Annotated in this window: 7 protein-coding genes; 5 read left to right on the top strand and 2 right to left on the bottom strand. The window is 72.8% G+C overall.

All coding sequences use genetic code 11. The features are described from left to right. Positions 1–144 precede the first annotated feature (144 nt). Complete coding sequence (locus ACZ4QV_RS37715; protein ID WP_361617556.1) at positions 145–1,518, top strand: SWIM zinc finger family protein; 1,374 nt, start codon at positions 145–147, stop codon at positions 1,516–1,518. Positions 1,519–1,699: 181 nt separating this feature from the next. Further along, entirely contained in the window at positions 1,700–3,505 is a 1,806-nt protein-coding gene (locus tag ACZ4QV_RS37710; protein WP_361617557.1) for a DUF5691 domain-containing protein, read from the top strand. Positions 3,506–3,639: 134 nt separating this feature from the next. Here the strand turns inward: ACZ4QV_RS37710 and ACZ4QV_RS37705 are convergent, their stop codons facing one another. After that, positions 3,640–4,050: a cobalamin B12-binding domain-containing protein gene (locus tag ACZ4QV_RS37705; RefSeq protein WP_030024580.1), complete on the bottom strand. Its 411-nt coding sequence runs from the start codon at positions 4,048–4,050 to the stop codon at positions 3,640–3,642. Positions 4,051–4,476: 426 nt separating this feature from the next. Between ACZ4QV_RS37705 and ACZ4QV_RS37700 the strand changes: the two genes are divergently transcribed. Further along, the gene (locus ACZ4QV_RS37700; protein WP_361617560.1) at positions 4,477–5,409 is read left to right on the top strand and encodes an esterase/lipase family protein; all 933 of its coding nucleotides are present in this window, start codon (positions 4,477–4,479) and stop codon (positions 5,407–5,409) included. A gap of 324 nt (positions 5,410–5,733) precedes the next feature. Continuing rightward, entirely contained in the window at positions 5,734–7,536 is a 1,803-nt protein-coding gene (locus tag ACZ4QV_RS37695; RefSeq protein ID WP_467764073.1) for a M23 family metallopeptidase, read from the top strand. A gap of 86 nt (positions 7,537–7,622) precedes the next feature. On the opposite strand, the gene pcrA is transcribed toward ACZ4QV_RS37695, so the two are convergent. Then, the gene (pcrA, locus tag ACZ4QV_RS37690) at positions 7,623–10,100 is read right to left on the bottom strand and encodes a DNA helicase PcrA (RefSeq protein WP_361582714.1); all 2,478 of its coding nucleotides are present in this window, start codon (positions 10,098–10,100) and stop codon (positions 7,623–7,625) included. Between the two features lie 594 nt (positions 10,101–10,694). Between pcrA and ACZ4QV_RS37685 the strand changes: the two genes are divergently transcribed. After that, positions 10,695–11,879, top strand: coding sequence for a C40 family peptidase (locus tag ACZ4QV_RS37685; RefSeq protein WP_467764072.1), 1,185 nt, complete (start codon positions 10,695–10,697; stop codon positions 11,877–11,879). The last annotated feature ends 30 nt before the right edge of the window (positions 11,880–11,909 follow it).

Raw genomic sequence — 11,909 nt, 5'->3', positions numbered from 1 at the left:
TCTGACCTGCTATTTCAGCGGCGACATGCTGATACGTGACGGAGCAGGCCACCTCGCCCCGCCCTCGGCGGCGACGGAGGTCGTGACAAGGCGGATCTTCGCTGGTCAGGGCGATTGTCAGTGGGGGCTCGTAGCGTTTGGGGCATGAATCCGCAGGGGGAACGCTGGACGTCGGATCACGTGCTCGCGCTCGCGCCCGACGCACCGTCACGCAAGGCGGGCAGCAGGCTCGCGACACCGGACTCGTGGCCGGAGACCGGCACACGGGACGGGGCGGTGTGGGGCCTGTGCGAGGGCAGCGGCAGCAAGCCGTACCGCACCGTCGTCGACACGGCCGGACCGGCCTTCAAGTGCAGCTGTCCGAGCCGCAAGTTCCCGTGCAAGCACGCACTGGGCCTGCTGCTCATGTGGGCGGGCGGGGAAGGGGCCGTGACCGGCGGCGAGCCTCCCGCGTGGGCGGAGGAGTGGATCACCTCCCGTCGGCAACGTGAGCAGCAGAAGGCGTCGGCGGGCGCCAACGCCGTTACGGCACCCCCTGGTTCACCGTCTCTCGCGGCGCCCGAGGCCGCGCGGCGGCGGGCTGCGTCGCGCGCCCGTCGGATCGCCGCCGGCGCCACCGAGCTGGAGCAACGGCTGGAGGATCTGCTGCGCTCCGGGCTGGCCACCGCCGACCGTGCGGGACCCGGCACCTGGGACGAGATCGCGGCCCGCATGGTCGACGCGCAGGCGCCCGGCCTGGCGGCTCGGGTACGGGAGTTGGGCCCGACCGTGGCGTCCAGGGCGGACTGGCCGTCCCGGCTCCTCGCGGAATGCGCCTTGATCCACCTCCTCGACCAGGCGTTCCTGGGCATCGACCGGCTGCCGCCCGCGCTGGCCGCGACGGTCCGCACCCGGGTCGGGCTGACCACCGACACGGCGGACGTGCTCGCCGGCCCGGACACCGCCACCGTGCGTGACCGCTGGCTGGTGCTCGCCCAACAGGACGCGTCAGAGGGCGTGCTGACCAGCCGTCGGGTATGGCTGCGCGGTGAGCGGACCGGCCGTATGGCCCTGCATCTCTCCTTCGGCGGACCCGACCGGGCCCTGGACCTCTCGCTGCCCAGCGGGCTCGTCCTGGACGCCGACCTCGCCTACTACCCGGGCGCCCGCCCGCTGCGCGTCGTCCTGGGCACACGGCACGCCGATCCGGTCCCGGTCACGGGACCGCCACCGGGCGGCGGCACCGACGCCGCGCTGGCCGCGTACGGCGACGCGCTGCGCGACGACCCTTGGCTGGACGCCTGGCCGGTGGTCCTGGCCGACATCGTCCCCGTACCGGGCCAGGGCGGCGAGCCGTGGCAACTGGCTGACGCGGACGGGGAGTCGGCGCTGCCGGTGGACCCGCGCTGCGCGGAGCGGTCGGGGCTGTGGCGCCTGGCCGCCATATCCGGCGGTGAACCGGTCACGGTGTTCGGCGAGTGCGGGCACCGCGGCTTCGTGCCCCTGACCACCTGGGACCCGGACCCGGTCGCTCTGTGACCCGGCCACTCCGCGCCCCGTCACCACCCCCTCCTCCGACCGGTCGCCCGTCCGGCCACCCTCCCGACCGCCCGTCCAGCCAACCGTCCAGCCCTCCGCCCGATCTCCCACCCCATCGCCCGCCCCATCACCCGCCCACTCGCCCGATGTCCGTTGTCCGATCACCGTCCGGGGGAAGACCATGATCGAAGCACCCGGCGCCCACGGCACCCGCCTCGGGCCCGCCGCCACGCCCGAACCCTCCTGGGACGAGCTGGTGAGCTCGGCGCTGCTCGGTACGGAGCGCCGCACCCCGCCGGTCGCCGCCCGCGAGGGCCGGAGCACCGCGGCCGCGCTCCTGGACGCGGCCGCGGTGAGCACGGTCCGGCGCCGGGCGGCGCTGCGCCCGGCGCCCGCCCGCGAGCGCCCCGTACCGGCTCCGGCCGACCCGCGGCCGCCGCTGCCACCGGCCGCGCGGCGCCGGCTCGCGCTGCTGCTCGACGACCGGAACGGCGCCGGCGGCGGTCACCGCCGGGGTACGGCACCCGATCTGACCGAGCTGCTGCCGCAGTGGCTGGCAGCTGCCGCCCAGCACGGATACCGCGCTCCCGAGGCGCTGCTGCCCGCGCTGCTCGACGCGGCCCGCGCGCGGACGGATCTGCGCGCGGCCGCACTGGATTTCGCCGGGCCGCGGGCGCTGTGGCTGGCCCGGCTCAACGACGAGTGGAAGTTCGCGCTGCGCGGCGTCGGGAACACGGCCGCGCTGCCCGGCGCCGACGAGCCCAAGGCCGTACGCACACTGTGGGAGGAGGGGCTGTTCGCGGAGCGGGTCTCCCTGCTGGCGGCGCTGCGCCGCCGTGACCCGGCGGCCGGGCTGGCCCTCCTGGCCGCCACCTGGTCGAGCGAGCGCGCCGAGGACCGGCTGATGTTCCTCGACTCGCTGCGGGAGGGCCTGTCGATGGCCGACGAGCCGTTCCTGGAGCAGGCGTTGTCCGACCGCAGCCGCAATGTCCGCGGGACGGCCGCCGAGTTGCTGTCGGCCCTGCCCGGCACCGCGCTCGCCGCACGCATGGCGGGCCGGGCCCGTGCCTGCGTCTCCCTCGTCCGTACGGAGGACGGCACGGACCCGTCCGGCACGGCGGCCCACCTGACGGACCCTTCCGGTACGCAGGCCGTGGGGAGCGACGACGCCTGGGCGCTCGTCGTCCAGGCTCCGCGTGCGTGCGACGCTGCGATGCAGCGCGACGGCGTGGTGCCCAGGCCGCCGACCGGCCGGGGCGAACGGGCCTGGTGGCTGAGCCAACTGCTGGAGGCCGCGCCGCTGAAGTGCTGGAGCGGGTGGCTGGGCGGCCGGGAACCGGCCGAGATCGTCGCCCTGCCGGTGGCCGACGGCTGGCGTACCGAGCTGCACGACGCCTGGTGCCGGGCCGCCGTACGCCAGCGGGACGTGGCCTGGACGCGCGCCCTGCTCGGCGCCCCGGCCGCCGCCGCGCAAAGCTCCGGCACGTACGTCATCGGCCCCGCCGCCACCGCCTCCACGGCCCCTGCCGCCTCCGTCACCACCGCCGCCGCGATGTCCGGCAGCGCGTCCCCCGACAGCCCGGCCGGTTCGTCACGTGACCTGGCACGGCTGCTGACGGTGCTGCCCGAGGAGGAACGGGCCCGATGGGTCGCGGAATACATAGCGGCCCACGGCTTGTCCGACGCGTTCCGGATGCTCGGGGTGTGCGCGGTGCCGTGGACCGAGCCGCTGGGGCGGGCGGTGGTGGACGCGCTGGACATCGCCCGGGATGCGGGCAGTTATCCGTGGAGTTTCAGCGGCGTGATGGGCCTGGCCGAGCGGTGTCTGGACCCGGACGCCGCGGACCGGCTCGCCATGCTCACGACGGTGCCGGACGAGCCGGCGGACGGCTCCCCCGGTGCGGTCGGCTACTGGTCCGAGGCGTTCCAGCGTCTGGTGGGCACGCTGCGGCTGCGCGCCACGATGCGGGCGGAGCTGGCCCCATGACGCGGGTGCGGGTGGAGCCGGCCCGTGACGCGGGCGGAGCCGGCCTCGTGACGCGGACGGAGGAGGCCCCGTGGCGCGGCCCGCCGGCGGGCCGCGCCGGTCACCTGGCGCCAGCCCGACCGGCCGGTGCGGCGTCAGGCTGCCAACTGCCGGACGTTGGCGCGGACCCACTCCACGATCGACGTGGTCGTCGCCCCGGGCGTGAAGATCTCCGCGACACCCAGCTCCTTGAGGGGCGCGATGTCCGCCTCCGGGATGATCCCGCCGCCGAACACCTTGATGTCCGCCGCGTCCCGCTCCTTGAGGAGTTCAATGACCTTGGCGAACAGGGTGTTGTGCGCACCGGACAGGATGGACAGGCCGATCGCGTCGGCGTCCTCCTGGATCGCGGTGTCCACGACCTGCTCCGGGGTCTGGTGCAGCCCTGTGTAGATGACCTCCATGCCGGCGTCGCGCAGCGCCCGCGCGATGACCTTGGCTCCCCGGTCATGACCGTCGAGCCCCGGCTTGGCCACCACCACGCGGATCGGACCCTGCACACCCATCACTGCCTCCCAGCCCTGCACGGCACGACACGGCTCCTGCACGGGGCAGGGCTGCCGGACCGACATCCGAATGGCGGCCGCGTCGGCCGCCCCAAGCGTGAACGAACGTTATCGCCAGCATCCCGTACCCGGCCGTTTCGTAACACTGAGGGAGGGGGAAATCACACATTGGGACACGTTCGCTACGCGTTGCGTTCCGCGGTGCTTCACCGGCGGGACGGACGCACGGGGAGCCGCAGTGAGGTCGCCGCGCCTCCGCGCCGTCAGCCGCGCGGCACGGGGGTCCGGCCGTTGAACGCTTCCGTCGCCGTATCCGTACGTCCGGGCAGCAGCTCGTTCACGTACTTGTACGTTGCCGGAAACGGCTGCCCACGACGGGCCACGGGGGACAGAGTCGTCTCCCGTGTGCCATTCGGGAGGTCGGCCATGAAGGCCCTGCCCTTTCTCTGCTGTCTGGCCCGCCCCACCGCGCTGCTGCGTGCGACGGTGATGGAGCTGGCGATCCTCGTCGGGCATCTTCTGCTGTACCCGACCGGCATCCAGCAGGAACAGCACAGAGCCCTGCCCGGCGCGCCCGCCGGCCCCGGAACCGGATCGGACACCGGCGACCCGGACACCGCCGACGGCCGCGCTCCCGGCCTGGACGGCCCAGAGATCGCCCCCGCCCTCTCCCCCGCACCCGCACCCTCACCCCGCGCCACCCTGCTGCCCACGGAGGGCCGCACCCACCCGCCGGTGCTCCTCCTGCACGGCTTCATCGACAACCGCTCCGTCTTCGTGCTGCTCCGCCGCTCGCTGCTGCGGCACGGCTGGCGCCATGTGGAAGCGCTCAACTACTCCCCGCTCACCTGCGACCTGCGCAAGGCGGCCGAGTTGCTGGGCCGGCACATCGAGCAGGTCTGCGAGCGCACCGGCCACAGCAGGGTCGATCTGGTGGGGCACAGTCTCGGCGGCCTGATCGCGCGCTTCTACGCCCAGCGCCTCGGCGGCGACCTCCGCGTGCGCACCCTGGTCACTCTCGGTACCCCGCACGGCGGCACCCGGGTCGCACCGCTGATGTCGGCCCATCCCCTCGTACGGCAGATGCGCCCGCATTCCGACGTGATCGAGGAGTTGGCGCGGCCCGCCCCGAATTGCCGTACGCATTTCGTCTGCTTCTGGAGCGACTTGGACCAGCTGATGGTCCCGGCCGAGACCGCGCGTATCGATCATCAGGATTTGATCAGCCGCAGCGTGCGGGTATCCGGTGTCGGGCATCTCGCACTCCCGGTCAACGGTGCGGTGGCGGCCGGAATACGGGAGGCACTGAGCGCCGAGGAGGTCTCGGCGGCGAGCGCGGACGCCACGTCGGTGGCCTGACCTCCGCCTGACCTCCGCAGAGCCCGGCCGCGTCCCGGCCGCATCCCGCCCTGCCCGCCGCCACCCACCGCCCGGCGGATCTGCGCCGCGGGCACTTTCCAAGGTCGTGCCCGCCCATTCGATCTTCCGGCGCGCACTTCCGCACCCCGCGCCGCCTCGAACGCGCTTCGAACGCGGCGCCAAGAACGCGCATAGTGTCCGCCGAAAGGCGGCCAAATGCCCGTTGCCGAGAAGCCCGAAACCTGCCGAAGATTGTCGCCGTCACGTACTGCCGGGTACAGTCGCCGCTAATTCTCCTGCTGCCGAGGCGAAAGAGAAGTGGTGGTGAACGACCGTCACTCGCCGGAGTCCCCCGCTCCGGCTGTCCCCTCTCCCGACGCCTCGTATGCGCACTACCCGGCCTACGGGTCCTACGGACACCAGGACACCCAGGTCGGCCATGCCGCATACGGCGGCGGCGACCCGTACTTCGGCGCGCTCCCCGGCCACCAGGCCACCGGTGCGCACGACGCCGCGCCGTACGGCACCGCCGCGTACGGGACCGACGGGTACGCCGCGTACGCCACCGATGCCCACGACGGCGGCTACGACCCGGGTACCCACCCCGCGAGCGCCTATGACACCGGAACGTTCAACTCCGGCGCCCAGGCCCCCGGCACCCAGCCGGACGCGGCCTACGACCCGTACTCCCACACCGCGCACGACACCACGTACGACTCTGCATACGCCACCGCGTACGACACCGGTGGCTACGGAGCCGAGGCCCCGGCCGGGCCCGACGGCTACGAGGCCACCGCGGTCTGGGGCGTCGTCGGGGAGGGCCTGATCCCCGGCATCCCCGCCCAGGCGGGACCTCCGGAGCCGGGCGTTCCGTACGGCGCCGACGCCAGCTCCCAGTGGGAGACCATGACTTGGGCCGGTCCGGGCATTCCGGGCCTGGGGCAGTACGGGAACGACCCGTACGAGCCCGAGCAGCCTTACGGTTCCGATCCCTACGCGAACACAAACGGTCAGTTCGAGTCCGCTTACGGCGGTTACGAGGCCGGGTACGAGACGTTTTCCGCCGCCGATTCGGCGGACAACCGATTCGCCGAGGCCCTCACCCAGACCACCCCGGCCATCGGCCCGGACTTCGCCGGTCCCGAGCGCACCGACGGCCGCGAGCCCGTCGACGGCGTGGACGACAGCCACGGCCCGGACGACGCCCCCGGCCTGGACCACATCCACGGCATGGACGGCACCCACGGCGCCGACGACATGTACGCGGAAGCCGCCGACATCACTCCCGGCGACAGCCCCGCCGCCTCCACCTCCCCCGCCGCCGGTTCCGTACCCGGCGCACGCGCCTCCCGCTCACGCCGGGCCGCGCCGGGCGGCGGTGCGTCCGGCCGCGGCCGCCGCCGTACCGCGAAGCGTTCCGCGCTGCTCACCGTCGCGGTGCCCTCGGTCGCCGCGATGGGCGTGTGCGCCGTGGCCGCCGCCTCCGTCACCAGCGGTGCGGAGAACGGCGCCAAGGACAGCACGACGACACAGGCCGCGGGGGGCCCCGCGGCCGTGCAGCCGGCCGCGGCCAACAACAAGCTCGACACCCAGCTCGCCAGCCTGAGCGCGGGCGCCGACGACTTCGCCAACCGCGCCAGCCGTACGCAGGAGCGCATCGACCTCAAGGCCCGGCAGGCCGCCGAGAAGAAGCGCAAGATCCAGGAGGCGGCGCGCAAGGAGGCCCTGCGCCCCAAGTTCATGCTGCCGGTCGCGCAGCACGGGCTGAGCGCGCTGTACGGGCAGGCGGGCCTGAACTGGATGTCCGTGCACACCGGTATCGACTTCCCGGTCGACTACGGCACACCCGTCATGGCCGCCACGGACGGCACCGTACGCACCCAGTTCAACACCGCTTACGGCAACATGGCGATCGTGACCGCCCCGGACGGCACCGAGACCTGGTACTGCCACCTGAGCACCACGAAGATCCGGTCGGGCAAGGTCAAGGCCGGGGACCAGATCGCCTACTCGGGCGACTCCGGCAACTCCACCGGACCGCACCTGCACTTCGAGGTGCGCCCCGGCGGCGGCTCGGCCGTCGACCCGCTGCCGTGGCTCCGCAGCCACGGCCTCAACCCGAACTGACCGGCCCGCGGCACACCGGCCGGGCCGGCCCACCCCGCCGTCCGGCGCCCCGAGGCGCCGGACGGTCTCGTTTCAGCACCAGCCGGTCAGAGCTTCTCCACCGGCGCGTACCGCAGCAGCAGCCGCTTCGGCTTCTCGCCGCCGAAGTCGATCGTCGCCTCCGCGTTGTCCCCGCTGCCCTTGACCGCGACCACCGAGCCCAGCCCGAAGCTGTCGTGCGTGACGCGGTCGCCGACCGCCAGCGAGACCACCTCGCGGTCCTTGGCGCGCCGGGTCGCGAAGCCGCTCGGGCCGGCCTTCGCGCGCGACGAGGACAGCCCGGAGCCGAAGCCCCCGCCGCCCGTACCCGAGAGCGCGCCCATCGAGGCGGAGGGCGTCGCGGGGCCGGTGCGCCGCCAGTCGACGTACTGCTCCGGGACCTCCTCCAGGAAGCGGGACGGCGGGTTGTACGACGGCTGGCCCCAGGCGCTGCGCATCGTCGAGCGGGTGACGTAGAGCCGTTCGCGGGCGCGCGTGATGCCGACGTACGCCAGGCGCCGCTCCTCCTCCAGCTCCTTGGTCTGGCCCAGCGCGCGCATGTGCGGGAAGACGCCGTCCTCCATGCCGGTCAGGAAGACGGTGGGGAATTCCAGGCCCTTGGCGGTGTGCAGCGTCATCAGGGTGATGACGCCGGAGCCTTCCTCGTCCTCGTCGGGGATCTGGTCGGAGTCGGCGACCAGCGCGACCTGCTCCAGGAAGTCGGAGAGGGTGCCCGGGTTCTCTTCGCCGCGGTCCTGCTCGAATTCCAGGGCGACGGCGGCCAGTTCCTGGAGGTTCTCGATGCGGGTCTCGTCCTGCGGGTCGGTGGACGCCTGCAGCTCGGCGAGGTAGCCCGTACGCTCCAGGACCGCTTCCAGGACGGTGGCGGGGCCCGCGCCGGACTCGACGATGGTGCGCAGCTCCTCCATCAGCGTGTTGAAGCGCTTGACGGCGTTTGCGGAGCGCGCGGCCATGCCGTACGCCTCGTCGACCCGGCGCAGCGCCTGCGGGAAGGTGATCTTCTCGCGGGCGGAGAGCGCGTCGATCATGGCTTCGGCGCGGTCGCCGATGCCGCGCTTGGGCACGTTCAGGATGCGGCGCAGCGGGACGGTGTCCTCCGGGTTGGCGAGGACGCGCAGGTACGCCAGGACGTCGCGGACCTCCTTGCGCTCGTAGAAGCGCACGCCGCCGACGACCTTGTAGGGCAGGCCGACCCGGATGAAGATCTCTTCGAAGACGCGGGACTGGGCGTTGGTGCGGTAGAACACCGCGACGTCGCCCGCCTTGGCGTCGCCCGCGTCCGTCAGCCGGTCGATCTCGTCGGCGACGAACTGGGCCTCGTCGTGCTCGGTGTCGGCGACGTAACCGGTGATGCGGGGGCCTTCGCCGGCGTCCGTCCACAGGTTCTTGGGGCGGCGGTTCTCGTTGCGCTCGATGACGGCGTTGGCGGCACTGAGGATCGTCTGGGAGGAGCGGTAGTTCTGCTCCAGCATGATCGTCGTGGCGTCCGGATAGTCCTCCTCGAACTGGAGGATGTTACGGATCGTGGCGCCGCGGAAGGCGTAGATCGACTGGTCGGCGTCACCGACGACACACAGCTCACCGGCGGTCTCGGCCGGTCCGACCAGCTCCCGTACGAGGGTGTACTGGGCGTGGTTGGTGTCCTGGTACTCGTCCACGAGGACGTGCCGGAAGCGGCGGCGGTAGTGGTCGGCGACATCCGGGAACGCCTGGAGGAGGTTGACCGTGGTCATGATGATGTCGTCGAAGTCCAGCGCGTTGGCCTCGCGCAGCCGGGCCTGGTACATCGTGTAGGCCTCGGCCACGGACTTCTCGAAGCCGTCGGCGGCCTGCTGGGCGAAGGTCTCCTCGTCGATGAGCTCGTTCTTGAGGTTGGAGACCTTGGCGCTGAAGGACTTGGGCGGGAACCGCTTGGGGTCGAGGTCCAGGTCCCGGCAGACCAGGGCCATCAGCCGCTTGGAGTCGGCCGCGTCGTAGATCGAGAAGGACGACGTGAAGCCCAGCTTCTTGGACTCGCGGCGCAGGATGCGCACGCACGCGCTGTGGAAGGTGGAGACCCACATGGCGTTCGCCCGCGGGCCGACCAGCTCCTCGACGCGCTCCTTCATCTCGCCGGCGGCCTTGTTGGTGAAGGTGATCGCGAGGACCTCACCCGGGTGCACACCGCGCGCGCCGAGCAGATGCGCGATGCGGTGCGTCAGGACGCGGGTCTTGCCGGAGCCGGCGCCGGCGACGATGAGCAGCGGGCCGCCGGTGTGCACCACGGCGGCCTTCTGCTGGTCGTTGAGCCCCTCCAGGAGGGCGGCCGGATCCACCGCGGGGCGGGGGGCGCCGTCGCGGTAGTACGGGTCGCGGCCCGGGCCGACGGCGTGCGGGATGCCGCCGGGCACGTCGAAGCGCCCGCCGAACAGGTCGGCCGGGATCTCCTCCGGTGCCGGACCGTCCTCGTCCTCGGGAGGCGGCGGGGGCCCTTCACCCGTGGGGTCGAGGTCCGCCAGGAAGCTGTCGTCAAAGAGGCTGCTCATCGCCCACCGAGTCTAGGCCGCCGCACTGACAGCCCGGCCCGTACCGGGAAAACCGGCCGTGTGAGCTAGCACGCCCCGCCCCGGACCGGACCGCGCCTCACCGCACCGCACCGGACGGTTACGGCCGGCCACCGCCCCCGCAGCGGACCGGCACGACAGCCACCGACTCCGTACGGTCACAAGTGACCCAGGACACGCCCTGGACTCGACCAGATAACGAAAAGGTTTCGGGCATATCGAACATCAGCCTTCCCAGAAGCCACACGGGTTGGCTACCGTGCTCGCTCGGGCAGCCCGCGTCCCCGCGGCCGACAGCGTCCGCACGGGCCGCCCCCGCCGAGTCCGGCCCTGCCGCCAGGCACCCGGAGCCGGGGACCCACACGTACCACCGAGGTGAATCGGCCGGTACGGCACACGACGAGAGGCGCCTCGGCGCACCGCCCGGAGCACCCGCCCGGAGCTTCCGCCCGGAGCACCCGCTCAGGGCGTCGCCCCAAGCCCTCTCCCGCAGCCGTACGGGCCGTAGGGCACCCTTCCGTACGCCCGAACCTGACAGCTAACCCGGTAGGCGGTCCACGGAAGGAGTCGCCGGCCTTGGCGTCGCACCGCAAGCCGCGCACCCGCATACTCACCTCCCCCGGCAGCCGCCGTACGGCCGCCGGGCTCACCACCGCCGCCCTCGCCTCCGTCACCCTGCTCTCGCAGACCGCCGAGGCCGCGCCGCGTCAGCCCCGGCAGTCCGTCGAAGAGGTCAAGCAGAAGGTCGACGACCTCTACCGCCAGGCCGAGGTGGCGACCCAGAAGTACAACGGCGCCAAGGAGCAGGCCGACCAGCAGCGCGGCACCGTCGACCGGCTGCTGGACGAGTCCGCCCGGCGCACCCAGAAGATGAACGACGCCCGGCGTGCGCTGGGCGTCTACGCCTCGGCCCAGTACCGCACCGGTGGCCTGGGCCCGACCGCTCAGTTGCTCCTCGCGCAGAATCCGCAGCAGTTCGCCGACCGCAGCCACCTCATGGACCGGCTGACCGGCCGGCAGCAGCAGGCCGTCACCGACTACCAGGAGCAGCAGGCCAAGGCCGTACGGCAGCGCGCCGAGGCGTCGCGGAACCTGGAGCGGCTGACCGAGACGCAGGCCTCTCTGAAGGAGGCCAAGAAGGACGTCCAGGACAAGCTGGCCGAGGCCCGGCAACTGCTGTCGCGGCTGACCGCCCAGGAGAAGGCGCGGCTGGCGGAGCTGGAGCGCAAGAAGGAGGCCGAGGCCAAGCGCAAGGCCGAGGAGCTGGCGCGCAAGCAGGCCGAGAAGGAGCGCAAGGAGCGGGCGGACCGCGAGCGGCACGACGGTCCGGGCCAGGGCACCGGTTCCGGGTCGCCGGGCAGCGGATCCGGCGAGGGGTCCGGCGGCGGCCCGGTGGACGACGGTACGTACGCGACCAAGGCCGCCAAGGCACTCGCGTTCGCCCGCGCCCAGACCGGCAAGCCGTACGTCTGGGGCGCGACCGGCCCGAACTCGTACGACTGCTCCGGTCTGACGCAGACGGCCTGGAAGGCGGCGGGGGTGTCCCTGCCGCGTACCACCTGGGACCAGGTGAAGGCCGGCGACCGGGTGGCAACGAAGGATCTGAAGCCGGGTGACCTGGTGTTCTTCTACAACGACATCAGCCACGTCGGGATGTACATCGGCGACGGCAAGATGATCCACGCGCCGAAGCCCGGCGCGAGCGTGCGGGTCGAGTCGATCTACTACATGCCGATCTACGGGAGCGTCCGGCCGGCATGAGAAGAGGGCCGTGGGGCGCGCACCCCACGG

Source organism: Streptomyces sp. NPDC026394 (genome assembly GCF_055567735.1).
Note: the sequence above shows the minus strand (reverse complement) of the source record. Positions and strands in the feature narration are given on the sequence as shown.